We start from the raw sequence: 23,818 nt of genomic DNA, 5'->3' as shown, positions 1-23,818 counted from the left end.
ATCTTCGCGCCGTGCGTGCGACGCTCGAGCTCGTACGAGTCGAGCAGGCGCTCGCTCGCGCCGCCCTTCACCGCCTCGATGAGCTTCCATGCCAGGTTGGTCGCGTCGCGCACGCCCGCGTTGAGGCCCTGCCCCGCGAACGGGGGCATCAGGTGCGCCGCGTCGCCGATCAGGAACGCGCGCCCGGTGCGATACGTGCGCGCGACGCGCTGATGCGCGACGTAGACGGCCGCGCGGCGCACGTCATCCGGGCGCAGCTCGGGGCGGAAGCGCGGCACGACGAGCTCGCGGATGCGCTCCGGCGTCGTCATGGCCTCGGCGTCCTCGCCGTCGAACAGCATGAACTCGATGCGCAGCCGGCCGTCCACGCCGGGCACCAGAACGTACGGCCGCTCGCCGTCGCAGTGGAACTCGGCGAACGGGTCGAGGGAGCGGGTCTCGTTCAGCAGGTCGATCACGAGCCAGCGCTGCGGCTGCGTGGTGCCGACCAGGTCGACGCCGAGGGCCGAGCGCGTGAAGCTGCGCCCGCCGTCGGCGCCGATCAGCCATCCGGCCTGGATCGTGCGGGTCTCCCCCGCCGCGGAGACCGTGACGGCCACGCCGTCGGTGTCGTGCGTGATGCTCGTCGCCTCGGCGCCCCGCACGAACTCGAGGCCCTCATGTGCCACCGCGCGGTCCCAGAGCAGCTGCTCGAGGATCGGCTGGTCGAACTGCGTCTTCGCCGGATGGCCCATCCGCGACGCCACGGGCTTGGCCTCGAGCAGCAGCTTCTCGCCGAGGCCGAAGTAGCGGCTGCCCGTGTCGAGCAGCGACTCGGCCTTGAGCGCGTCGGCCACACCGAGCTGCTCGAACGTGCGGAACGACTCGTCCTGCAGGCTGATCGCACGGGGCAGGTCGCCCGGGGCGGTGGCCTTCTCGACGATCGTGGTGCGCACGCCCGCGTCGGCGAGCAGCAGCGCGGCGACGAGCCCGATCGGGCCCGCCCCCACGACGACGACGTCGCGCTCGATCAGATCGGAGGACATCCGGATCGCCCTCAGCGCCGCACCATCTTGTTGACGAGCGTGCCGAGCTCGGTCACCTCGACCTCGACCACGTCGCCGTCTTCGAGGAACGTCGGCGGGTCCATGAACAGGCCCACGCCGCCGGGGGTGCCGGTCACGATGATGTCGCCCGGCTCGAGCTTGGTGAACGTGGTGACGTACTCGATCTGGGAGGGGATGTCGAAGATCAGGTCGGCCAGGGCGGCGTGCTGACGCACCTCGCCGTTCACGCGCGTCGTGATCTCGAGCTTCTCGATGTCGGCGATGTCGGCGGCCGGCACGTAATAGGGGCCGAACGTGCCCGACTCGGGGAAGTTCTTGCCCGGGATCCACTGGCCGGTGTGGCGCTGCCAGTCGCGCGCCGAGAAGTCGTTGAAGGCGGCGTAGCCGGCGACGTGGTCGAATGCCTCGTCGCGCGACACCTTGTAGGCCGGCTTGCCGATCACCAGGGCGACCTCGCCCTCGTAGTCGTACTGGGTCGACTCGGCCGGGATCGCTGCGTCGGCGCCGTGAGGCCAGAGCGTGTCGGAGAAGCGCGAGAACACCGTGGGGTGCGGCACATCCGCTCGCCCGGTCTCCTCCTTGTGGGTGCGGTAGTTGACGCCGATGCAGATCACCTTGTTCACGCCGCCGACCACGACGTCGAAGACCGTGCCCTCGACGGGCTGGGAGGGGGCCTCACCGTGCGCCGGGACGTCGGAGAGCGCACCCGACAGGATGGCGTCGCGCAGCGACGGGGCCACGTTCAGGCCCGACGGTCCGAGGTCGTACAGCGTGCCGCCGTCCTCGACACCCCACGTGTGCCCACCGTCGACGGTCTGGTAGCTGGCGTATCGCATGTTGTCCTCTCTGACACGTCCGGCATCGGCGCGAGAGGCGGAGCCGGGGGAACGTCCGGCGCCTCGGCAACGGGGCGCCTGGTGCCAGAGTACTCCAGATTGTGCATCCGTCAACCTGGAATGCATTATCCGCGCCCGTGGCGCGTCGTACATTGCCGCCGCAGGCGCCTTATATTGCATACATGGCTCGACGCGGCGAATCCGAGACCCTCAGCACCGAGGTGCGCGAGCGCCTGCGCGGCGACATCCTGGCCGGCCAGTGGGTGCCGGGCGAGAAGCTGCAGCTTGTCGCGCTGTCCTCCCACTACGGCACCAGCAGCACGGTCGTGCGCGAGGCCCTGACCCGCCTCACGGGCGAGCGCCTGGTCGAGCTGAAGCCCAACCGCGGCTTCTTCGTGCCGCGCCTCTCGCTCGAGGAGCTGCGCGACTTCAACGAGCTGCGCTGCCTCTCGGAGGAGTTCGGGATCAAGCTGGCGATCGAGCGCGGCGACCTGCAGTGGGAGTCCGAGGTCTTCGCCGCGCACCACACGCTCGAGCGCACGCCGCGCCACCATGAGGACGAGTCGCTCAACCCGGGCTGGGTGGCGGCGCACGCGGCGTTCCACGCCAAGCTGCTGTCGTCGTGCGGCCTGCCCGTGCTGATCGACCTGGCCGCCACCCTGTCCGACGAGACGTCGCTCTACCGCCGCTGGGCGGCGCCGTCGAAGAACCAGGTCCAGCGCGACATCGAGCAGGAGCACCGCGACATCCTGCAGGCCGTGATCGACCGCGATGCCGAGCGCGCCGGCGCCCTGCTGCGTCGCCACTACACGCTGACGATGGAGCTCATCCTGGAGTCGGGGCTGCTGCCAGAGGCGACCTCCTAGCCGGACGCGGCGGCGCGCCGTCGCACACCGCCCGGCTCGCGCCAGGTCCGCGGATCACGGCTCTGACGCGCATCCGCGTCGTTGCAGAACCGACGCGGACATTCAAGCCCTTCTGCACGGCAGACTCGCGTCCTTAGGGTTGCCTGCATGGGCGAGGAGATGCAGACCATGGTGCGCACCGAGGTGACCATCGACGGCACGAGCCACTTCCTGTCCCAGGGCCACGATCTTGAGGCCCTCAAGCAGCGGATCATCGAGGCGCTCCACGCGGGTGGCCGATTCGTCAGCTTCACCGTCGTCGGGAACCGCGCTGTGGACGCATTGATATCGCCAGGGACGCGTGTGGTGTTCTCGGTCGAGACAGTGCAGTACGACCCCCGCGACACCGGCGACGAAGCAACGCCGTACGGCGGGCTGTACGACCTGTAATCCGTCCACGCACGGGACTTCCCGTGATTATGCATTCCTGCTACTGTTGTGCACTATCCAGCGGTCAGTGACGACAGGAGCACCATGGCATTCGGCGTGATCAGCGAGATCGGCTACGTCTCGCTTCAGACCAGCGACATCGAGGCGTCCGTCTCGCATGCGAAGGACATCCTGGGCCTCGTCGAGACCGGCCGCAGCGGCAACGCCGTCTACATGTCGAGCCGGGCGAAGCTGCACCACGAGATGGTGTACCTCGACGCCCCCGAGCACGGCGTCGGGCACATCGGCCTGATCGCCGCCGGCAAGGCGGGCCTGGACCTCGCCCGCACGCGCGTGCGCGACGCCGGGTACCCGATCTTCAGCGAGACCGCACTGCACCCCGGGGTCGAGGACGGCTTCGCGTTCGTCGGCCCGGAGAACTTCGTGTTCGAGATCTATATCGGCCCGGCCCGATCCGACATCACCCTCGCGGGCCACACCCCCGACCGCTTCGGTCACGTCAACCTGCACCCGCAGAACCTGCAGGCGATGCTGACGTTCTTCACCGACGTGCTCGACTTCCGCGTCTCCGACGTGATCGGCGACGACTTCGCCTACTTCCTGCGCTGCAACGCCGAGCACCACGGAGTCGCGCTCATGAAGGGCAAGGGATGGATGCACCACCACGCCTGGCAGGTGCAGTCGATCGCCGAACTGGGCAAGGTGGGCGACCGCCTGCACGAGCACGGGCTGCGCCTGCTGATGGGCCCCGTCCGCCACGGTGCCGGCCACAACATGGCCGCGTACTACGTCGAGCCGACCGGCGCCGTCGTGGAGCTCTACACCGACATGGAGTGGATCCTCGACGACGACCGTCCGCCCATCGTGTGGCCGCAGGACGACCGCGCGTGGGCCACCAAGTGGTCGATCTACGACTTCAGCGAGTTCCGCTCGCACGGCCTGTTCCCCGCGCGCGAGGCCGTCGTCGCGCAGTAGCGTCGAGGCACCGTCCCGGCGCCCGGCGGCACCGGCTCAGGCGCCGCGGGCCCGGTCGCCGCGCGGGATGAGGAAGGCCAGGCCGAACATCGCCGCGGCGAGCACCGCCGACGCGGCGAACACGGCGCCGGACGACGCGATCACCGTGGCGCGGTCGTGCTCGTCGCCGCCCAGGCGCGAGATGATCCCGTTCGAGACGGCGCCCAGCACTGCGGCCACCACCGCCTGACCGATCGAGCGCGAGAACATCACCGCGCCCGAGGCCACGCCGCGCTCCTGCCACGGCACGGTCGTCTGCACGCCCACGATGGACGGCACTGCGACGAGACCGAAGCCCATGCCCGTCACGAAGAGCACGGTGGCCACGAGCCAGATGCTCGGCCACTGGGCGGCGACCGCGATCCCGATCGACGTGATCAGCACGAGCACCGACCCCGCGATGATCACCGCTCGGAAGCCGAACCGCAGATAGAGGTGGCCCGCGAACGACGACGAGATGGGCCATCCGATCGTCATGGTCGCCAGCGCGAGCCCAGCCAGCAGCGGCGTCGCGCCCGCGCTGCCCTCGAGGAAGGTCGGGATGTAGGCGGTGTACCCGATCAGCACCCCGCCGAGGATCACGTTGAGCAGTGCCGTCGATGCGACGACAGGCCGCGTGAAGATCCACAGCGGCAGGATGGGCTCGGCCGCCCGCCGTTCGACCAGCACGAACAGCAGGATGAGCACCGCTCCCCCGGCGAACACGCCGATCGACGGCGCCGACGCCCACGCCCACGCCACGCCGCCCTCGAGCACGCCGAGCAGCAGCAGGGTGAGGCCGGCCGTGAGCAGCGCGGCGCCTGCCCAGTCGATGCGGCGCTCGGCGCGCTCGACGTGCTCGTGGTAGCTGCGGGCGAGCAGCCAGTACGCCAGCAGGCATAGGGGGATGTTGACGAAGAAGATCCAGCGCCAGATGTCGAACTGCGCGAACACGCCGCCCAGGGTCGGGCCGATCACCGACGACGCGCCCCAGACGCTGGACACGTAGCCCTGCACACGGGCGCGCTCCTCGAGCGTGTAGATGTCGCCGACGATCACCATCGTCATCGGCAGGATGGCCCCCGCACCGATGCCCTGCACCGCACGGAAGACGATGAGCGACGTCATGTCCCAGGCGGCGCCGCACAGCACCGATCCCAGCAGGAACACCGCGATGCCGAACAGGAGGACGGGCTTGCGCCCCAGCTGGTCGGCGAGCTTCGAGTACACGGGCGTGAGCACGGCGCCGGTGAGCAGGTAGATCGAGAACAGCCACGGGAACGACTCGTATCCGCCGATGTCGGCGACGATCGACGGCACCGCGGTGGCGACGATCGTGGAGTCGACGGCGACCAGGCCGGTCGCGACCATGACGGACAGAAGGATGGGTCCCCGCTCGCTGCGGAGACCCACGGCGGCGGAACTCACCCGTCCATCCTGGCACCGCCGCGAGGACCGGGACGCAGGATGCCGGAAGCCGCTGGTGGTCGCGAGACGCCGCATGCCCGGATGGCCATGCGGCGTCTCGTGGCCGCCCGCCGGCCGGCTGGCAGCGCTACTTGCGCAGGCGCGTCAGGATGCGCCCGCGGGCATCCTGGAACCGGGGGTCGGCCTTGGTGGCGACCTGGTCGCGATGGGTGCCGAAACCCGTCTCGATCACGTCGACGACCGTGGCCGGCTTCTCGGCGATCACGATGACCTTGTCGGCGAGGTAGATCGCCTCGTCGACGTCGTGGGTGACGAGCATGATGGTGACGCCGAGCTTCTCGCGCAGGTCGATCACGAGGTCCTCGAGGTCGAACCGCGTCTGCGCGTCGACCGACGCGAACGGCTCGTCCATGAGCAGCACCTTGGCGTTGTACGCCAGGGCGCGGGCGATCGCGACGCGCTGCTGCATGCCGCCCGACATCTCCCACGGATACTTGTCGCCCTGCCCCGCGAGGCCCACGGCCTCCAGCGCCTCGTCGGCGGCCTTGTCGCGCGCGGCCTTCGGCTCGCCCTTGCCCTGCAGCGGGAAGGCGATGTTCTCGCGCGTGGTCATCCAGGGCATGAGCGAGCGCGAGTAGTCCTGGAACACGACCGCGATGTCGGGGTGCGGGCCGTTGATGGCCTGCCCGTCGACCGAGACCGTGCCGGCCTTGGGCGCCAGCAGGCCCGACAGGCCCTTGAGCAGGGTGGTCTTGCCCACGCCCGAGGGGCCGACGATCGAGACGAACTCGCCGCGCGCGACCTCGAGACTGAGGTTCTCGAGGATGCGCTTCTCGGTGGCGCCCGAGCCGTAGCCCATCGAGATGCTGTCGACCCTGAGCAGCGCCTCGCCCGAGGTGGCGCTCAGGGTTCCGGTGTGGATTCCGTTCGGGATCGTCATGTCGAACCGTCCTTCATCGTTGTCGTTGTCGTCCGGGCTCGTCACTGAGCGCCCGAGCGGAAGTACCAGGAGAGAACGCGGCGTTCGAACAGGCCGAACAGCAGCACGAGGATGTAGCCGATGACGCCGACGAGCAGCGCGCCGCCCCACGTCGCGGGGATCTTGAACGTGCTCGACGACTCGAGGATGTAGAAGCCGAGACCGATGTTGGCCGCGAAGAACTCGCTCACGACCATCACGACGATGCCGATCGGCAGGGCCACGCGCAGGCCCGCCACGATCTGCGGCATCGACCCGGGCAGGACGACCCGCCGGTAGTAGAGGCCCCGCGGCACGCCGAACACCTTCGCGACGCGGCGCACCGACGGGTCGACGCCGCGCACACCGTCGATCGTGTTGAGCAGGATGGGCCAGAGGCACGCGAACGCGACGGCGTAGATCTTGGGCTCGCGACCGATGCCCAGCGCGCCGATGATCAGCGGAACGAGCGCGGTCTGCGGCACCGACCGCAGGAAGTGGATGAACGGGTCGAGCGTCTCGCGCAGCCAGCGCACCTCGCCGATCACCAGTCCCAGGCCGATGCCCAGCACGGCGGCGGCCAGGAAGCCCACGAACAGGTTCACCAGGCTGGTGCCCATCGCGGCGACGAGCTCGCCGCTGGCGAAGTCGGCGACCACGCTCTGCACGATCTGCGACAGCGGCGGGATGAACAGGTTGGTGCTGGCCGCCGACGCGACCCACCAGAGCGCGACGAGCAGGATCGGCAGCCAGAGCCGCTCGACGACGCCCAGCGCGGCGCTCGCTGCGGCCGGCATCTCGGTGCGCTGCGCGCCGAGCGGACGCCAGACGGTGCGGAACACGCCGATGCGGGGCTCACGCGCCTGCGCGCGGATGGTCGAGGTGCGGGTGTCAGTCATCGCTCTGCCTGTTCCATGCGAGGAGGTGCTTCTCGGCGTACTGCAGCAGCGCGGCGACGCCCCAGCCGAACATGCCGGCGAAGAAGAGGTATGCGAACGTGTGGTCCCAGCGGCCGTTCTCCTGCGCGAGGGTGATCAGGCGACCGAGACCGGGCACCTGGGTGAGCACCTCCACGCCGACCGCGGTGAGGATCGCGATGGACGCCGCGATGCGCACGCCTGTGGCGATGAACGGCAGCGCCGAGGGCAGCAGCACGCGACGGAACCACAGCGCCCGCGGGATCCGGTAGATCTTGGCGGTGTCGACGATGCCGGCGTCGAGGCGACGCGATCCGAGGATCGACTGCACGAGCACCGGCCAGACGGCGCCCAGCACGATCATGGTGACCTTCATGTTCACCGACTGGCCCAGCAGCAGGATCATCACCGGCATGAGCGCCATGATCGGGAACGCGCGGCCGAAGTCGACGATGAGCGAAGTCGAGCGGTCGACGAACCTGTTCGCTCCGAAGAACAGACCGAGCACGACGCCGAGGACGGTGGCGATCAGCCAGCCGATCAGCGCCGCGAAGACGGTCTGGCCGAGGCCCTGCCAGAACGACGGCGCCACGAGGACCTCGCCGATGGCCAGCACGACCTCGATCGGCGACGGCACCATCGAGGGCCCCAGGCCGACCGCTGTGGCGAGCTGCCAGAGCCCCAGGATCACGATCAGCGCGATCAGGCGGCGGCCGGCGAGCGTCCAGGACGCTCGGCGGGGCACGCCGATTGCTGCGGTTGTCATGGTGTTCCTCTCCGATGAGGTCTCATGCTCGTCTGGATCAGATGAGCCGGATGTCCGGGACCGGCTGGTCCCGGACATCCGGTCGGTCAGCTGCGGGGAGCGTCGGCCCAGAGGATCTCGTCGACGGGCTTCGGCTCCTTCTCGACGAAGCCGAACTCCTTCAAGGCCTGCGTGGTCGCCTCGGCGACGTCGACCGGCGTCTCGAGCGCGGCCGGCGTCAGCACCTTCGAGACCTCCTCGACCGGCTTGCCGCTGATCTCCGAGCGCACCGCCAGCACGGCGTCGAGGTTGGCCTCGTCGTTGTAGAAGTCGGCAGCCTTCTGCATGGCCTCGTTGAACTTGTCGGCCGTGCCGGGGTTCTCCTGCAGCCACGGGTCGGTCGCCGCCCAGAGCGTGATCGGCAGTCCGCCGCGGAACTCGCGCGACGGGTTCGAGATGACCTTGTACGCCGGGTCCTGCGAGAGCGGCCCGTAGAACGCGTCGGACGGGAAGGCCGCGTCGACCTGGCCGCCCTCGAGCGCCGCCTGCATGCCGGCGAACGGGATGAGGACGTCCTCGACCTTCTCGGGGTCGACGCCCGCGGCCTCGAACGCCTGCTTCACGGCCACGTTGCCGCCCGATCCCAGGTCGTTGAAGGCGATGGTCTTGCCCTCGAGGTCGGCGAGCGACTCGATGCCACTGTCGGCGCGCACCACGACGCCGGACGTGTCGAACTCGGTCGAGACGACCGCGTTCGACGAGATCACCTTGATGGGCACGCCCTCCGACGTGGCGGTGACCGCGACGTCCCACGAGACGATCGTGAGGTCGGCGGATCCGCCCATCACCTGGGCGAGGTTGTCCTGCGGCGTGCCGCCGGGCTTGATCGTGACATCCAGGCCGACCTCGTCGAAGAAGCCCTCGCTGTCGGCGAGGTAGACGGGCTCGTAGTTGATCGGCGCGGTGACCACCGTGATCTCGGTCTTGCCGGGCCGCTCCCCCGACGCGGCGTCGCCGCTGGCGGGCGCGGGAGCGGGGCTCGAGCACGCCGTGGCGACGAGGGCGGTGGCGGCCATGGCGGCCAGGCCGGCCCAGCGGGCGGTGCGACGGATGCTGTGGCTCATGGGTCTGCTCTCCTCGTTGAGATGGAACCTCGGGTCCGCCGGGGACCCGACGGGGCTGCTCTCCCCCATGGAGAATGCATTACGCAGACGATAACGCATTCCCACGGGATTGTGGAACCTTTCGCTGAGAGATATTTCACTCAGTCCAGGCGGATGGCCACCGAGGTGAGCTCGGTGTACGCCTCGACGCCCTCGCGGCCGTTCTCCTTGCCATAGCCCGACGCCTTGAAGCCGCCGAACGGCATGTTGGGGTCCATGCCCGAGTACGTGTTGACGCGCACGTTGCCCGCCTGCAGGCGCCGCGCGACCCGATGGGCACGCGAGAGATCGCGCGTCCAGATGTACGACGACAGCCCGTACTCCGACGCGTTGGCACGCCCCAGGATGGCGTCGAGGTCATCCGGGTCGTCGAAGGTCTGGGTCACAAGCACGGGGCCGAAGATCTCCTCGCGCACGACCGACATGTCGGCGTGCGTATCGGTCAGCACGGTCGGCTGCACGAAGAAGCCCGGCCGATCAGGCGCGGATCCGCCCACCGCCACACCGGCGCCCGCTTCGCGCCCCTGCTCGATGTAGCCCAGCACCCGGTCGCGCTGCCTCGCCGAGATCAACGGCCCGGTCGTGACGCCCTCTTCGAGCCCGCCGCCGACGCGCAGCGCGGCCGCGCGCTCGGCGATGCCGGAGATCACGCGGTCGGCGACCCGCGCGTCGACGTAGAGGCGGGATCCGGCGGCGCAGACCTGTCCCGAGTTGGCGTAGATGCTCATGGCGGCCGCCTCGATCGCGCGGTCGAGGTCGGCGTCGGCGAAGATCAGCACGGGCGACTTGCCTCCCAGCTCGAGAGACAGACGCTTCATGGTCGCCGCCGTGGTGCGCTGCAGGTGCTGCCCGATCGCGGTGGATCCGGTGAACGAGATCTTGTCGACCAGCGGATGCGTCGCGATCGCCTCGCCGGCCACGTGCCCGAGCCCCGGCACGATGTTGACCACGCCGTCGGGGAAGCCGAGCCCGCAGATCAGCTCGCCCAGTCGCGCGGCCGTCACGGGGGTCAGCTCGGCGGGCTTCAGCACCGTGGTGCAGCCCGCCGCGAGCGCCGGCCCGAGCTTGGCCGCCGCCATCACGATGGGGTTGTTCCACGGCACGATGAGCCCGGCCACGCCGACCGGGCGCCGCATCGTGAACGTGTGCCACTCCCCCGGCAGTGACACGTCGCGCGTCTCGCCGTTGAGCTTGGTGGCCCAGCCCGCGTTGTAGCGCAGAATGGCGACCGCCTGCGGCAGCTCGAACTGGCGGGTGAGGCTCAGCGGCTTGCCGGTGTTGAGGGTCTCGAGCAGCGAGAACTCCTCGATCCGCTCCTCGAGCGCGTCGGCCAGGCGCCACAGCAGGGTGGCCCGCTGGGCCGGCGTGACGCGCGACCAGGGGCCGTCGAGCGCGGCGCGCGCGGCACGGGCGGCCCGGTCGACATCCGCCTCCGAGGCCCCGGCGAAGGTGCCGAGCACGGTCCCCTCGGAAGGATCGAAGAAGTCGATCGACTCCCCCGTGCCCTCGACCCATTGCCCGTCGACGAGCAGCCGGATCGGGGAGCGCAGGACGTCGGGCGTCGAGTTCGTCAGGGCCGTGGCGGAGGGCTGGGACATCGTCGTCTCCTCTGGGGTGGGGTGCGGTGTGGGTTTCGGTTCAGAGCGCGCCGGGGCGCGTGTTGAGCAGCCACCAGAACTGCCGAGCGATGTCGCCGGCGTCCGGAAGCGGATCGCGCCGGAGCCACCCGATCACGACCGAGAGCGCCGCTCCGGCGACGTAGTCGTAGTACGCGTCCCGCTCGACCGGCCAGGCGTCGGCGCCGGGCAGGCGGTGCATGGACGCGGCGACCGCCGAGCGCAGGACGTCGCGCATGCGGTGCAGGAAGGCCATGCTGCCGTCAGCCTCGAGCATCGCCCGGTACAGCCCCGAGCGCTGGGAGATGATGCGGAACACCTCGGCGAGGTCCTCCGGGGGCTCGTCGTCGCGACGCTTCCCGCCCGGGTCGATCGCCGCCGCCGCCTGGCGCACGCGGTCGAGCTCGACCGCCATGGCGTCGACCAGGAGCGCGTCGATGGTGCCGAACCGGTCGTAGAACGCGACGCGACTCACCCCAGCACGCGCGCAGAGCGCCGCGACCGTCAGCTCGCCGACGGACGTCGTCTCGAGCGCCGCGAGCGCGGCGTCGATGAGCGCGGTGCGGGTGCGTGCGACGCGCGGGTCCATGCGATCTCCCCGGGGACGGTTGACAGTGACTGACATCTGTAAGGTACTCTCCCTGACAGATGTAAGCAACAGCGGATCGTCTCCGCGCGCTCGAGGGAGAGCCCATATGCAGCAGAACGAGTTCGACGTCATCATCGTCGGCGCCGGCTCCGCCGGCGCGGTGCTCGCCAACCGCCTCAGCGCCGACCCGTCCCGTCGTGTGCTGCTGCTGGAGGCGGGCCTCGACTACCGCGGCGAGGCGATCCCCGAGTTCCTGCGTCACCGCACCCTGCGCACGGGACTGACCATGGCGCCGTCGCACGAGATGGAGCCCGACTACTACTGGACCGACATCACGGCGCGGCGCCGCCCCGAGCGCGAGCCGATGCTCTACCCGCGCGGGCGCGGACTGGGCGGATCCTCCAGCGTCAACGGGCTCATCGCCGCGCGCCCCGAGGAGGGCGACTGGACGCGCTGGGAGTCGCGGCTGGGCGCCGCCGGGTGGGGCATCGAGCCGATGCGGCGCGCGCTGAACCGCCTCGAGACGGACCTCGACTATCCGGATGCGCCCTTCCACGGCGACGCGGGGCCGATCCCGATCTACCGCGAGCCGCGAGCGGGCTGGGGCGACGTGGACCTCGCGCTCGACGCGGCCGGCGAGGCGCTCGGCTACGCCTATCACGACGACTACAACGCGCCCCACACGACCGGCCGCAGCCGCTACCCGGTCAACCACACCCGCGACCTGCGCCGCGTGTCGACCAACCACGGCTACCTCGACCCCGTGCGCGATCGCGAGAACCTCACGATCCGCGGCGGCGCACATGTCGTCGACGTCGTCGTCGAGGGCACGACGGCACGGGGCGTGCGCCTGCGCGACGGGTCGGAGATCCGCGTCGCGTCGGGCGGCGAGGTCGTTCTGTCGGCCGGTGCCGCGCTGTCTCCCGCGATCCTGCTGCGCAGCGGCATCGGTCCCGCGCACGAGCTCGGGCGCCTCGGCGTTCCGGTCGTCGCCGATCTGCCCGTGGGTCACGGCGCGCAGGACCACGCCATCGTGTTCGTGCAGTTCCGGCCGCGCGAGGGCCGCGTGGTCGCGGAGGGGATGCGCCCCACGCACCTCGCCATTCGCTTCTCGAGCGGCCTGCCCGGCACGATCCGCAACGACGTGGTCATCCTGGCGACCAACCACAACTACTGGTTCGGCAACGACACGGCCGGTCTCGCGGTGCAGCTGAACCAGGCGTTCTCGCGAGGCACGCTGTGGCTGCCGTCGGCCGATCCGGGCGTGCAGCCGGTGATCGAGCAGCGTCTGCTGACCGACTCGGTCGACTACGCGCGGATGCTCGACGGGCTCGCGCGGGCCACCGACCTGATGGAGCGTCCGGAGTTCGCGGCGCTGCGCGAGGGCGACCTCATCGCCCCGCGCACGCGCAGCGAGATCCTCGGGCAGGTCAAGGACGTCATGCACCTCTGCTCGACCGTCCGAATGGGCGCCGAGACGGACCCCGCCGCCGTGGTGGATCCGCTCTGCCGCGTGAAGGGCGTCGCCGGCCTGCGCGTGGTCGACGCGTCGATCTTCCCCGACGTCGTCACCGCCAACCTCAACATCGCCACGATCGCGGTCGCCGAGCGCGCGGCCGAGCTGATCGCGGGGTGCTGACCTCACCCCTCCTGCGACGCGAGACCGCCGCCCCGCCCGAAGGCGGAGCGGCGGTTTCACGTTGCGGGCCGCAGGCGGCGGGGACGCTCAGGCCGAGGGCCGCGGCAGCCCGAAGTGGTCGCGCAGCGTGGTGCCCTCGTACTCGGTGCGGGCGTAGCCGCGGTTCTGCAGCTCGGGCACCAGCAGCTCGCACATCTGCTTCATGCCGCCCGGGTTGTAGGGCGAGTTGAGGTTGAAGCCGTCGCACGCGCCCGCCTCGAACCAGTCGACCATGTTGTCGGCGATGGTCTGCGGCGTGCCGATGATCCACTGGTGACCGGCCGACCGCGCGGCGTCGATGATGATGTCGCGCAGGGTCATCCCCTGGTCCACGATCTTGCGACGGAACACGTGGTAGCGGCTGCCGAGGCCGGGGTCCTCGCTCAGCCACTCGGTCGGGATCTTCTCGTCGTAGTCGAGGCTCGACAGGTCGAGGCCCGCGAGGCCCGCCGAGACCTGCTTGCGGCCGTGCTCGAGATTGACGTACGAGCCGAGCTCGGCGGCGAGCTCCTCCGCCTCCTTCATGGTCTCCCCGATGATGGGCAGGATGCCCGGCAGCACCTTGGTGTGCTCAGGATTGCGGCCCTTGCCCTCGATCATCTTCTTGAGCTGCGCATAGAACTCGACCGCGCGCTCCTTGACGGGCTGCGCCGTGTAGATCGCGTCGCCCACCGAGCTGCCGAGGTCGAGGCCGGGGCCCGACGATCCGGCCTGCACGATGACGGGATGCCCCTGCGGCGAGCGCGGCCCGGGCATCGGGCCCTCGACCTGGAAGAACTCGCCCTTGTGGTTGATCTTGCGCACCTTCGAGGCGTCGATGTAGTTGCCGCTCGCGCGATCGGCGATCACGGCGTCGTCGCCCCACGAGTCCCACAGCGCCTTGACGACGGCGGCGAACTCGGTGGCGCGGCGGTAGCGGTCCTCGGGCGAGGGCACGCCGTCGAAGCCGTAGTTCTGGAAGCCGTCGAACGAGGTGACCAGGTTCCATCCGGCGCGGCCGCCCGACATGTGATCGAGGCCCGCGATCTGGCGAGCGACCGTGTACGGGCTCTCGAACGAGGTCGACATCGTGCCGATCAGCCCGATGTGCGTGGTGCGGCCGGCCAGGGCCGACAGCGTCGAGATGGGCTCGTAATAGCCGTTGGTCTTGATGTCGCCGCGCAGCGTCGGCTCGGCGTGGGCGATGTCGCCGAAGAACACGGCGTCGATCTTGGCCGCTTCGGCCATCTGGGCGAGCTCGGTGACGTAGTCGAGGCCCGGAACCTCCTCGATCCGGCTCCCCTCCTTGCGCCACGCGTCCTTGTGATGCCCCGCGGGGATGACGAACGTCGTCAGCGCCATGCGTCGGGTGGGCTGGGATGCCATGTGCGTGCCTTTCTTCTCGCGTCTTCTCGCGGTCGCCGGCGACCGGGGACGACGTCGCCGTCGCCCGCGCGACTGCCATTGTCATCCGGCAACGCCTGTTCACACCAGACGAAAGAATCGCGTTCAACCGTCAATGGAATTGAGGATGGCGATCTCGCGCCAGAGAATATATTCTTACGTCAGTAGTGCAAAGTTCCCGGATCCGCCGGGTCCACCGCACGCGGCGACGAGGCCGCAGACACAAGGAGGAACGATGAGCGAGAGCACCGCGATCGCACCTGCCATCGACCCGCGCGCCTTCCGTGACGTGATGGGCCACTACCCGACCGGCGTCGTAGTCGTCACGGCCACGATCGACGGCGCCCCCGTCGGCATGGTCGTCGGCACCTTCAGCTCGGTGTCGCTCGAGCCGCCGCTGGTGTCGTTCATGCCGATGACCACGTCGGAGTCGTACGCCAAGCTCCGCACCGCGGATGCCGTGACCATCAGCGTCTTCGCGCACGACCAGATCAAGGCGTGCCGCACTCTGGCGTCGAAGGATCCCGCGAAGTTCAACAAGGTCGACTGGGAGACCTCGCCGTATGGCGCCCCGCAGATCTCGGGCGCGGTCGCGCACATCCACGGCCGCATCAGCCAGGAGATCGAGGCCGGCGACCACTTCATCACCCTGGTGGCGGTCGACGACCTCGCGGTCGTGCGCCCGACCACGCCGCTGCTGTTCTTCCAGGGCGGCTACGGCGGCTTCTCCACCACGGGTCTCGCGGCGCACGTCGACGAGACGCTCATCTCGGCCGTGCGTGTCGCCGAGGCCGCGCGCCCGCAGCTCGACCGGCTCGCCCGGCGCTTCGGCTGCACCGCCGCCGCGCTCGTGCAGGTCTCCTCGATCGATCAGACCATCGGCGCGACGTCGTACGGCGCCGACACCGAGGTCGACGAGCGCATCGGCGTGCGCATCCCGCTCATCCCGCCGCTCGGCGAGGCCGCCGTGGCATGGAGTCCCGAGCAGGTCGACCAGTGGGTCACGCGCATCTTCCCGCCCGACCCCGAGGTGATCGAGGGCTACCGCGCGGCCGCCGACAAGGTGCGCGCACAGGGCTACGCCGTGTCGCGCCTCGACGGCGACCCCGCCGCGTACGACGCCCTCAGCGAGGCCCTGGCCGAGTACGCCGGGGGCGAGCTGACTCCCGCCCGCGACCGCGCCGTGCGCGGCACGATCGCGTCGGCCAAGGCCTGCTTCGGCGGCTCGATCGAGCCCGGCGAGCAGTCGGTCGACCTGGCGAGCATCGTGGCGCCGGTGTTCGACCCGGCGTCCGACGACCCCCGCAACTCGGGCCTGGTGCTGCGCCTGGGCAACCTGCCGCAGGGCGTCGCGGCGGAGTCCGCGCTCGAGTGGGTGTCGGCGCTGCAGGATGCCGCCGCCGAGGTGCGCGAGACCCTGCGCACCACCGCGCAGCGCGACTACGCCCGCTACACGGCCTCGGATCTGCGCAACAGCTGATCCCACGGCGGAAGGGCGGGGCGCACTCCGAGCGAGGGGCACCCCGCCCTTCTGCATGCCCGGCGGCATCCGCTCCGGCGCCCGCACAACACAGGAGCCGACCCGCCCAACCGGGCCGACACACCGACACCCGACAACGCCCGCCCCCACCCGCTCCTGCGTTGTGCAGACGGAGGGGCGGGTTCCCGGCCGGACCGGGGCCGGCCGACCTCAGCGGGCGAGCAGCGCCGGGATCTCCCCGAGGTCGGCGATGGCGTCGACGCCGAGCGCGAGGTCACGCAGGCGGTCGCCCGCCTCCGGCGTCAAGCCGCCCCAGGCGACGTTGTCGCGGAACTTGCGCAGGATGCGCTCATCGTCCAGCGGCGTGAAGTGGATGTCGCCGAGCGCCTTCTCGACGCGCACGCGGTGCACCGCCCCGGAGCGCAGCGTGACCTCGACCTCGGCGGCGCTGCCGGCGGAGGGGTCGAGCGAGGGCACGAGCTCCACGCGGTCGAGCATGGACGCCAGCCGCGGCGACTCCATGTGCTCGCGCGTCTGGTGGTCGACCCGCACGGTGCCGTCCAGCAGCGCGGTGGCGACGGCGAACCGGATCGAGAACGCGCCGGAGACCTCAGGAGACTCGCCCATACGGAACTCCTGCCCCACGAAGCCGTTCTTCACGCGGGGCGTCAGGTGCACGACAGCCCGCTCGACGTCGCGTGCTCGCACGCCGAAGCGCGACACCAGCTGCACCGTGGCGTCGAGCGACGGCTGCGACGCGCGGCACGTGGGCCAGGGCTTGATCGTGGCGTCGGCGTAGAAGGCGGACCCGAGGCCGTCGGTGATGGCCGCGAGGTCGGGATCGCCCGCGCTCCACTGCGACAGGAACCCGAACCGCCCGCCGATGGGGTCATCCGGGCCGCCGAAGCCCGCGGCCGCGAGCTCGGCCGAGAACACCGCGTTGCGCGACGACAGCGCGATGGGCAGCTTGAACGACAGCGTCTTGTCGTTGATGTTGTCGATCGTGCCGCCGAGCTGGTTGATCGCGATCCCCAGCGCGCGCTTCAGGCCCGCCGCGTCGAGGCCCATCAGGATGCCCGCGGTCGCCGTGCCGCCGAGCGCGTTGATCGTGCCCGTGTTGTCGCCGCCGCCGTACACGTCGAACCCGGTCGCGTGGCCGAGGCGGGCGGCCAGATCGTCGCCGTAGACCATCGCCGTCAGCAGCTCACGACCGGATGCGCCGCGCGCCTCTGCCACGGCGAGCGCGACCGAGGTCGTGGTGCCGGTGATGTGCGAGGGGATCTGCACGCCATCGGCGCGGTCGGCGCCCACCGGCTCGAAGTCGTACGAGCGCATCAGCACCGCGTTCGCCAGCGCCGCGTGCATCGCCGGCACCTTGGTGCGCGTGGTGAGGACGGTCGCATCCGGGCGCCCACCCCATCCCTCGACCAGGCGCACGATCTCGGCGCTGCCCTGCGCGCGCACGCCGGCGGCGATCAGGCCCAGCGCGTCGAGCAGGCGCGTCTTGGCCCGCGAAACCGCCTCTGGCGGCAGCGACTCGAAGGTCGCCGCCGCCAGATGGTCGGTGAGAACGTCGGAGAGGTTCTCGGGCACGGGATCAGGCCTCGGCCGGCACGGACGCCGAGCGCAGCGTCTGCTCGAAGAAGGCCTTGAGCGCACCCGAGTCGCCGCTGCGCTGCGCCTTCATGTGCTCGAGCATGCGCGCGCGGCCGATCGAGCCGAGGTAGAAGCGCTCGTAGAGCTCGATGCGCGAGCCGAGGGCGCTGCCGGCGAAGTCCCACGCGGTGCGCATGACCTTGGCGCGGTCGCGCGCCGAGATGTCCTTGGCGCCCGGCAGGTACTTCTCGAGCAGGGGTCCGAGACGCGCGTCGTCGAAGGCGGCCTGCGTGGGCGTGGCCAGCAGGTTGTGCGATCCGATGGTCTTGATGATGTCGTTCACGCGGATCATCCACTCCGACATGATGTTGCGCAGCAGGCCGATGTCGTCGTGCACGAAGTAGGCGCCGCCGCCCCAGTCGCTGGAGCGGGCCTCGGCCGAGTGGATGAGCGCGCGCGTGATGCCGAGGTAGGCGTGCACCTCGCCGAGCATCTGGATGACGTCGGGGCGCGTGTCCTGGCCCGTGGTCTTGGCGACCTCGACCAGCAGGTCGTACGCGAACTCGAGCTTCACGGCCGACCGGATGGCGGTCTGCTGCTGGGTGCAGCCGGTCGCCGTGCCCTGGTTGACCGAGTTGTAGAGGTCGAGCTCGCCGTCGATGAACACACGGTCGTGCGGGATGAGCACGTCGTCGAAGATGACGACGCCGTCCTGCTCGTCGAAGCGCGACGAGAAGGGACGGTCCTCGACCGACTGGTCGACGCCGTAGTGGTCGCGGCACACGACCACGACGCCGGGCGCGCTCATCGGGATGGCGAACGAGATGGCGTACTTCTCGTAGCCGGGCTTGATGGGCGTCGCTGGGTAGACGTAGCACTCGTCGGCGATCGGCCCGAGCGTGGCGAGCAGCTTCGCGCCGCGCACGACGATGCCCTCGTCGGTGCGGTCGACGACCTGCAGAGTCAGGTCGGCATTGGCGCCGTCGAGCTCGCCGATCGACTTGTCGATGTTGGCGTGCACGATCGTGTGGGTGAGCGCGAGGTCGTGCTCGGCGACATACTTCTGGTACGCGTTGATGCGCTCGTAGTAGACGGGGCTCGAGGCCTTCTGCCACAGGTCGGTGCGCGAGACGTGGCCCGCCAGCACGACGTTGACGTAGTCGGGGGTGCGGCCGAGCATGCCCACCGAGTACTTCGCGAAGCGCTCGAACGCGACGTGGCGCTTGTGGATGTCGTCCTGCGAGCGGGGGCGCAGGTGCGCGACGCTGATCAGGTCGCCCGTGTCGGGGCTCGGGAACAGGCAGTCGTCCTGGTGCTCCCACTGATAGTCGAAGTACGCGGCCATGCCGGCGACCGATCCCGCGAAGACGGGGTGCTCGGTGACGTCGACGCGCTCCGCGCCGTACCAGACCTCGCGGCCGTCCTTCAGACCGGCCAGATACTCGTGCCCGCGACGTGCGCCCACTGGACTCTCCCTTGTCTCCACCACGCTCTTGTCTCCACCACGCTGTGTTCGCCAGAAGGTGGTCGGCACCCGCCTGCGGGCGCTCGATGCACTCATATTACATTCCCGTGCAAATAATGCAATATGCGTGGATGATGTCCCTACCTCGTCCGTGACGCTCGGCGCGTGAGGAATCCGTCAGGATGACCGGTCGGCTTCACGCCCCGGAGTACGCTCGTGGCGCGAGTGAGGGGAACGCATGGCTGAGGGCGCGCTGCGGCTGCCGCGGATGAGCACCGGGGCACTCGGCTGGAAGCGCCGAGCCGCCGGATTCGCCGTCGCGCTCACGTGCGGCCCGCTGCTCTCCTGGCTGCTGTACGCCCTCGCGCACGAGGAGACGCTCGCCGCCAACGTTCTCGCCTACCAGCTGCTGGTGGTCATCGTCGCCCTGATCGGCGGCATCTGGCCCGCCCTGTTCACCGCCGTGCTCTCGGGCCTGACGCTCAACTTCCTGTTCCTGCAGCCGGTGTTCACGATCACGATCGCCTCGCCGACGCACGCACTGTCGGTCATCCTGTACGTCGCGAGCGCCGTGCTCGTCAGCTGGATCGTCGACCAGGCAGCGCGCCGCGCCCGCGTCGCCGAGCGCGCGGCGGCGGAATCGGAGCTGCTGGCCACGATCTCCGGCAGCGTGCTGCGGGGCGAGAGCGCCGCGCAGGCTCTCGTGACCCGCGCACGCGAGGCCTTCCACGCGACCGGCGCGCGCCTGGTCGGGCTCGACGGCGCGCTGATCGCGGCCGACGGCGAGCCGACGTGGGACGGCCGGTCGGTGTCGGTGCCGGTCGGGGCCGCGCAGACCCCGCGCGGCACGCTCGAGCTGCACGGCACCCGCCTGGGCGTGTCCGAGCGGCGCCTCCTCACCGTCGTCGCCACTCAGCTGGGCGCGGCGCTCGAGCACGCGCACCTCACCGAGGCCGCGCGGGAGGCGGACGCCCTCGCCGCGGCAGACGGTGTGCGGGCGGCGCTGCTGTCGGCTGTGAGCCACGACCTGCGGCGCCCGCTCGCGGCGGCGGTCGCGGCGGTCGGCGGGCTGCGCGCCGCGGGCGTGTCGCTGAGCGACGACGACCGCGCCGAGCTGATCGCCACCGCCGACGAGAGCCTGCGCACGCTGAGCGACCTGGTGGCCGACCTGCTGGACGTGAGCCGCGTGCAGGCCGGCGTGCTGGCGGTCTCGCTCGCCGCGCTCGACGCCGCCGAGGTCGTGCTCGCCTCGATCGACGAGCTGCGGCTCGGGCCCGACCGCGTCGAGCTGGCGTTCGCCCCCGATCTGCCGCCGGTGTCGGCCGACCCCGTCCTGCTGCAGCGCGTGGTGGTGAATCTGCTGGCCAACGCCGATCACCACTCTCCCCCCGGCCACCCGGTGCGCGTCGAGACGCGCGCGCACGGCGACGCCGCGCAGATCCGCATCGTCGACCGGGGTCCGGGAGTGCCCGCCGACCGACAGCAGGAGATGTTCGCGCCCTTCCAGCGAATGGGCGACACCGACAACACCACGGGCCTGGGGCTGGGCCTGGCCCTGTCGCGCGGCTTCGCCGAGGGCATGGGCGGCACACTCACGCCCGAGGACACCCCGGACGGCGGGCTGACCATGGTGGTCGAGCTGCCGCTCGCGCGTCAGCAGCAGCAGCAGCAGCAGAGTATGCGAGAGGACGGCGCGTGAGGATCCTGATCGCCGACGACGACCCCCAGCTGATCCGGGCCATGCGCATCACGCTCGGCGCCCACGGCTACGAGGTGGTCGCCGCGGCGGACGGCGCTGAGGCGATCGCCGTCGCCGCGCAGACGAAGCCCGACGTGGTGCTGCTCGACCTGGGCATGCCGCGGCTGAACGGCATCGAGGTCATCGAGGCGCTGCGGGGCTGGACGGATGCCCCCATCGTCGTCGTGTCCGGGCGCACCGGCTCGGGCGACAAGGTGGATGCGCTTGACGCGGGCGCCGACGACTACGTCACCAAGCCGTTCCAGATCGACGAGCTGCTCGCGCGGCTGCGTGCGCTCGCTCGGCGCATCGGCTCATCCTCGGGCGACCCGGTGGTGTCGTTCGGAGACGTGCGGGTCGACCTCGCGTCCAAGATCGTCACGCGCGCGGGCGAGCCCGTGCACCTCACGCCCACCGAGTGGCGCATGCTCGAGTTCCTCGCCCGCCACCCCGGATCGCTCGTGACCCGCCAAGAGCTGATGCGCGACATGTGGGGCACCGATCAGGTGGCCGATTCGGGCTACCTGCGCCTGTACATCTCGCAACTGCGCAAGAAGCTCGAGGCCGACCCGGCGCGCCCGAGGCACCTCCTCACCGAGCAGGGCATGGGATACCGCCTCGTCGTCGGCTGACGCTGAGGCGCGGCGAGCGGCGGTGAGCGGGCAGCGCCCGGGAAGCGCCCGGCGACTCTCCTCGGCGTGAGGAAGCGCCCGTGCGAGCCGCCGTGTGAGGAAAGCGTGAGGATCCGCTTCCGGGCGCCCCCGCCCCGTTACGCTCCTCGATCGTGTCCTCTTCCCCGCGGTGGCGCCCGGCGGCCCCGACCGCGCGGCGGCTCGCCCCGGCGCAGGCCATCGCGATGTCCTTCGCCGGGGTCGACCTCGTCGGCACGCTGCTGCTGATGCTGCCGCTGTCCTCGTCCGAGAGCCGCTGGACGGGTGCGGTGGATGCCCTGTTCACCTCGACCTCGGCCCTCTGCGTCACCGGCCTGATCGTGACCGACACCCCCGTGTACTGGAGCCCGTTCGGCAAGGTCGTCATCCTCGCCCTCATCCAGATCGGCGGTCTGGGGATCATGCTGTGCGCGGCCCTCATCGCGCTCGCCCTCGCACGCAGGCTCTCGATGCGCTCGCGCCTCATCGCGAGCGCCGAGACCAAGTCGGCGGGCGCAGGCGACGTGCGAAGCGTGGCGCGGGGCATCCTCGTGACCACCCTCTTCATCGAGACCGTCACCGCGGCGATCCTGTTCGCGCGCTTCGTCGCCGGATACGGCTACGACGTCGGTCGGGCCGCCTGGCACGCCGTCTTCCACGCCGTGTCGTCGTTCAACAACGCGGGCTTCGCGCTGTACAGCGACAGCCTGATGGGGTTCGTCGCGGACCCCTGGATCTGCCTGCCCGTGTGCGGCGCGATCATCCTGGGCGGGCTGGGCTTCCCCGTGCTGCGGCAACTGCGCCGCGAGCTGCGACGCCCCCTGCACTGGACGATGAACACGCGCGTCGTGCTGTCGACAAGCGCCGTGCTGCTCGCGGGCGGCACGGCGCTGACGCTCGTGTTCGAGTGGGACAACCCCGGCACGTTGGGCCCCCTCGACCCCGCCACGCGCGTGCTCGCAGGGTTCTTCCACTCCGTGCAGTCCCGCACGGCCGGCTTCAACTCGGTCGACACCTCGCAGCTGCACGACGAGACCTGGCTTCTGACCGACGTGCTGATGTTCATCGGCGGCGGCCCCGCCGGCACGGCGGGCGGCATCAAGGTCACCACGTTCGCGGTGCTGTTCTTCATCGTCTGGACCGAGCTGCGCGGCGGCACGGCGGTCAACGTGTTCGGCAAGCGCCTGTCGCGCTCGGTGCACCGCGAGGCGATCACGGTGGTCGTCGTGGCGATCGGGGCGGTCATGGCCGCTGTGGCGGCGATCCTGGCGATGACGGACCTGGATCTCGACCGCGTGCTGTTCGAAGCCGTCTCGGCGTTCGGCACGGTCGGGATGTCGACGGGCATCACCGCGGGTCTGCCCGACGCCGCGAAGCTCATCCTGGCCCTCCTGATGTTCCTCGGCCGGCTCGGTCCTCTCACGCTCGGATCGGCCCTCGCGCTGCGCGAACGGCGCATCGCGTACGAGCTCCCCAAGGAGCGGCCGGCCATCGGCTGACCCGGCGATCCGGCCGACCTCACATCGAAAGGACCCTCTCGTGGTCAAGTTCCTCTCCTTCCGCGAAGACGCCCGGCGCATCGCCGAGGCCGACTCGGTCGCCGTGATCGGCCTCGGCCGGTTCGGCGCGTCTCTCGCGCTCGAGCTCATGGCGTCGGGCACCGAGGTGCTCGGCATCGACTCGGACGAGGATCTCGTCCAGTCGCTCAACGCGCAGCTGACCCAGGTCGTGCGCGCCGACGCGACGAAGCTCGAGGTGCTGCAGCAGCTCGCGATCGGTGACTTCGACCGCGTCGTGGTGGCGATCGGCACCGACATCAAGGCGTCCATCCTGACCGCCTCGCTGCTGCTGCAGCTGAAGGTGCCGGTGATCTGGGCCAAGGCCGTCGACGAGCAGCACGGCATGATCCTCGAGCAGCTGGGCGTGCACAAGGTGATCTCGCCCGAGAAGGAGATGGGCCGCCGCGTGGCCCACCTGGTGCGCGGAGCCGCGGCCGACTACCTCGAGATCGACAAGGGCTACGCGATGGTCAAGACCGTCGCGCCGGCGCACCTGCACGGGATCACGCTCACCGAGGCCGCAGTGCGCACCGAGCACGGCGTCACCATCGCGGCGTACAAGCCCGGGCACGGCGAGTGGCGCAACGCCGATGCCGACACCGTGCTGCGGGCCGGCGACGTGCTTCTCGTCGTGGGTCCCACGAGCCGCGTCGAGGCGTTCGCGCAGCTGCGCTGAGCCGGCG

20 protein-coding genes and 1 pseudogene are annotated in these 23,818 nt (G+C 70.5%); 9 read left to right on the top strand and 12 right to left on the bottom strand.

Translation table 11 applies throughout. From position 1 onward, the window contains the following. Positions 1-53: 53 nt before the first annotated feature. Positions 54-1,025, bottom strand: a pseudogene (locus tag ABTW64_RS15330) (FAD-dependent monooxygenase); the annotation flags it as partial. 11 nt (positions 1,026-1,036) lie between these two features. Further along, positions 1,037-1,882 (bottom strand): fumarylacetoacetate hydrolase family protein, encoded by an 846-nt coding sequence (locus ABTW64_RS13640; protein ID WP_350623329.1) that lies wholly within the window; start codon positions 1,880-1,882, stop codon positions 1,037-1,039. A gap of 182 nt (positions 1,883-2,064) precedes the next feature. On the opposite strand from ABTW64_RS13640, the gene ABTW64_RS13635 reads away from it, so the two are divergent. The 3 genes from ABTW64_RS13635 (at position 2,065) to ABTW64_RS13625 (ending at position 4,152) form a co-directional block, all read left to right on the top strand. Next, positions 2,065-2,748: a GntR family transcriptional regulator gene (locus ABTW64_RS13635; protein WP_350623327.1), complete on the top strand. Its 684-nt coding sequence runs from the start codon at positions 2,065-2,067 to the stop codon at positions 2,746-2,748. A gap of 147 nt (positions 2,749-2,895) precedes the next feature. Beyond that, complete coding sequence (locus tag ABTW64_RS13630) at positions 2,896-3,177, top strand: hypothetical protein (RefSeq protein ID WP_350623325.1); 282 nt, start codon at positions 2,896-2,898, stop codon at positions 3,175-3,177. Positions 3,178-3,261: 84 nt separating this feature from the next. Beyond that, on the top strand, positions 3,262-4,152 hold the full coding sequence (locus ABTW64_RS13625) for a VOC family protein (protein ID WP_350623323.1): 891 nt from the start codon (positions 3,262-3,264) through the stop codon (positions 4,150-4,152). A gap of 36 nt (positions 4,153-4,188) precedes the next feature. Here the strand turns inward: ABTW64_RS13625 and ABTW64_RS13620 are convergent, their stop codons facing one another. From ABTW64_RS13620 to ABTW64_RS13590, 7 genes are all read right to left on the bottom strand, one after another. Further along, positions 4,189-5,598 carry an MFS transporter gene (locus tag ABTW64_RS13620; protein WP_350623321.1) on the bottom strand — a complete coding sequence of 470 codons (1,410 nt, stop codon included), beginning with the start codon at positions 5,596-5,598 and terminating at the stop codon, positions 4,189-4,191. Positions 5,599-5,725: 127 nt separating this feature from the next. Further along, a complete protein-coding gene (locus tag ABTW64_RS13615; protein WP_350623319.1) occupies positions 5,726-6,538 on the bottom strand; it encodes an ABC transporter ATP-binding protein in 813 nt (270 codons plus the stop codon). Between the two features lie 41 nt (positions 6,539-6,579). Then, the gene (locus tag ABTW64_RS13610; protein WP_350623317.1) at positions 6,580-7,455 is read right to left on the bottom strand and encodes an ABC transporter permease; all 876 of its coding nucleotides are present in this window, start codon (positions 7,453-7,455) and stop codon (positions 6,580-6,582) included. Then, the gene (locus ABTW64_RS13605) at positions 7,448-8,239 is read right to left on the bottom strand and encodes an ABC transporter permease (RefSeq protein ID WP_350623315.1); all 792 of its coding nucleotides are present in this window, start codon (positions 8,237-8,239) and stop codon (positions 7,448-7,450) included. Before ABTW64_RS13605 ends, ABTW64_RS13610 begins: the two co-directional genes overlap by 8 nt. 86 nt (positions 8,240-8,325) lie before the next feature. Further along, a complete protein-coding gene (locus ABTW64_RS13600) occupies positions 8,326-9,342 on the bottom strand; it encodes an ABC transporter substrate-binding protein (protein WP_350623313.1) in 1,017 nt (338 codons plus the stop codon). A 140-nt stretch (positions 9,343-9,482) separates the two neighbouring features. Further along, complete coding sequence (locus ABTW64_RS13595) at positions 9,483-10,979, bottom strand: aldehyde dehydrogenase family protein (RefSeq protein WP_350623311.1); 1,497 nt, start codon at positions 10,977-10,979, stop codon at positions 9,483-9,485. Between the two features lie 40 nt (positions 10,980-11,019). Beyond that, positions 11,020-11,586, bottom strand: a complete 567-nt coding sequence (locus ABTW64_RS13590) for a TetR/AcrR family transcriptional regulator (protein ID WP_350623309.1) — start codon at positions 11,584-11,586, stop codon at positions 11,020-11,022. A gap of 106 nt (positions 11,587-11,692) precedes the next feature. Between ABTW64_RS13590 and ABTW64_RS13585 the strand changes: the two genes are divergently transcribed. Next, a complete protein-coding gene (locus ABTW64_RS13585) occupies positions 11,693-13,225 on the top strand; it encodes a GMC family oxidoreductase (RefSeq protein WP_350623307.1) in 1,533 nt (510 codons plus the stop codon). 87 nt (positions 13,226-13,312) lie between these two features. On the opposite strand, the gene ABTW64_RS13580 is transcribed toward ABTW64_RS13585, so the two are convergent. Further along, positions 13,313-14,629, bottom strand: coding sequence for an NtaA/DmoA family FMN-dependent monooxygenase (locus tag ABTW64_RS13580; RefSeq protein WP_350623305.1), 1,317 nt, complete (start codon positions 14,627-14,629; stop codon positions 13,313-13,315). 253 nt (positions 14,630-14,882) lie between these two features. Between ABTW64_RS13580 and ABTW64_RS13575 the strand changes: the two genes are divergently transcribed. Beyond that, on the top strand, positions 14,883-16,127 hold the full coding sequence (locus ABTW64_RS13575) for a flavin reductase (RefSeq protein ID WP_350623303.1): 1,245 nt from the start codon (positions 14,883-14,885) through the stop codon (positions 16,125-16,127). Between the two features lie 210 nt (positions 16,128-16,337). On the opposite strand, the gene ABTW64_RS13570 is transcribed toward ABTW64_RS13575, so the two are convergent. Beyond that, positions 16,338-17,720 (bottom strand): MmgE/PrpD family protein, encoded by a 1,383-nt coding sequence (locus tag ABTW64_RS13570; RefSeq protein ID WP_350623301.1) that lies wholly within the window; start codon positions 17,718-17,720, stop codon positions 16,338-16,340. A gap of 4 nt (positions 17,721-17,724) precedes the next feature. After that, positions 17,725-19,188 (bottom strand): 4-hydroxyphenylacetate 3-hydroxylase N-terminal domain-containing protein, encoded by a 1,464-nt coding sequence (locus tag ABTW64_RS13565; RefSeq protein ID WP_350623299.1) that lies wholly within the window; start codon positions 19,186-19,188, stop codon positions 17,725-17,727. A gap of 238 nt (positions 19,189-19,426) precedes the next feature. On the opposite strand from ABTW64_RS13565, the gene ABTW64_RS13560 reads away from it, so the two are divergent. The 4 genes from ABTW64_RS13560 (at position 19,427) to ABTW64_RS13545 (ending at position 23,811) form a co-directional block, all read left to right on the top strand. Continuing rightward, positions 19,427-20,887 carry an ATP-binding protein gene (locus ABTW64_RS13560; protein ID WP_350623297.1) on the top strand — a complete coding sequence of 487 codons (1,461 nt, stop codon included), beginning with the start codon at positions 19,427-19,429 and terminating at the stop codon, positions 20,885-20,887. Beyond that, complete coding sequence (locus ABTW64_RS13555; protein ID WP_350623295.1) at positions 20,884-21,558, top strand: response regulator; 675 nt, start codon at positions 20,884-20,886, stop codon at positions 21,556-21,558. The genes ABTW64_RS13560 and ABTW64_RS13555 overlap by 4 nt, the downstream gene beginning before the upstream one ends. A 152-nt stretch (positions 21,559-21,710) precedes the next feature. After that, on the top strand, positions 21,711-23,075 hold the full coding sequence (locus ABTW64_RS13550; RefSeq protein WP_350623292.1) for a TrkH family potassium uptake protein: 1,365 nt from the start codon (positions 21,711-21,713) through the stop codon (positions 23,073-23,075). 40 nt (positions 23,076-23,115) lie between these two features. Then, positions 23,116-23,811 (top strand): potassium channel family protein, encoded by a 696-nt coding sequence (locus ABTW64_RS13545; RefSeq protein ID WP_350623290.1) that lies wholly within the window; start codon positions 23,116-23,118, stop codon positions 23,809-23,811. Positions 23,812-23,818 lie beyond the last annotated feature (7 nt).

Source organism: Microbacterium sp. NPDC096154 (assembly GCF_040302945.1).
GTDB lineage: Bacteria > Actinomycetota > Actinomycetes > Actinomycetales > Microbacteriaceae > Microbacterium.
This window is presented reverse-complemented; position numbering and strand designations above follow the sequence as displayed.

What these genes read in the sequence shown, in the direction of transcription:
- ABTW64_RS13595 (WP_350623311.1), bottom strand. Translation starts at nt 10,979, where the DNA reads ATGTCCCAGCCCTCCGCCACGGCCCTGACGAACTCGACGCCCGACGTC.
- ABTW64_RS13640 (WP_350623329.1), bottom strand. Translation starts at nt 1,882, where the DNA reads ATGCGATACGCCAGCTACCAGACCGTCGACGGTGGGCACACGTGGGGT.
- ABTW64_RS13630 (WP_350623325.1), top strand. Translation starts at nt 2,896, where the DNA reads ATGGGCGAGGAGATGCAGACCATGGTGCGCACCGAGGTGACCATCGAC.
- ABTW64_RS13585 (WP_350623307.1), top strand. Translation starts at nt 11,693, where the DNA reads ATGCAGCAGAACGAGTTCGACGTCATCATCGTCGGCGCCGGCTCCGCC.
- ABTW64_RS13625 (WP_350623323.1), top strand. Translation starts at nt 3,262, where the DNA reads ATGGCATTCGGCGTGATCAGCGAGATCGGCTACGTCTCGCTTCAGACC.
- ABTW64_RS13580 (WP_350623305.1), bottom strand. Translation starts at nt 14,629, where the DNA reads ATGGCATCCCAGCCCACCCGACGCATGGCGCTGACGACGTTCGTCATC.
- ABTW64_RS13610 (WP_350623317.1), bottom strand. Translation starts at nt 7,455, where the DNA reads ATGACTGACACCCGCACCTCGACCATCCGCGCGCAGGCGCGTGAGCCC.
- ABTW64_RS13560 (WP_350623297.1), top strand. Translation starts at nt 19,427, where the DNA reads ATGGCTGAGGGCGCGCTGCGGCTGCCGCGGATGAGCACCGGGGCACTC.
- ABTW64_RS13615 (WP_350623319.1), bottom strand. Translation starts at nt 6,538, where the DNA reads ATGACGATCCCGAACGGAATCCACACCGGAACCCTGAGCGCCACCTCG.
- ABTW64_RS13635 (WP_350623327.1), top strand. Translation starts at nt 2,065, where the DNA reads ATGGCTCGACGCGGCGAATCCGAGACCCTCAGCACCGAGGTGCGCGAG.
- ABTW64_RS13600 (WP_350623313.1), bottom strand. Translation starts at nt 9,342, where the DNA reads ATGAGCCACAGCATCCGTCGCACCGCCCGCTGGGCCGGCCTGGCCGCC.
- ABTW64_RS13575 (WP_350623303.1), top strand. Translation starts at nt 14,883, where the DNA reads ATGAGCGAGAGCACCGCGATCGCACCTGCCATCGACCCGCGCGCCTTC.
- ABTW64_RS13590 (WP_350623309.1), bottom strand. Translation starts at nt 11,586, where the DNA reads ATGGACCCGCGCGTCGCACGCACCCGCACCGCGCTCATCGACGCCGCG.
- ABTW64_RS13605 (WP_350623315.1), bottom strand. Translation starts at nt 8,239, where the DNA reads ATGACAACCGCAGCAATCGGCGTGCCCCGCCGAGCGTCCTGGACGCTC.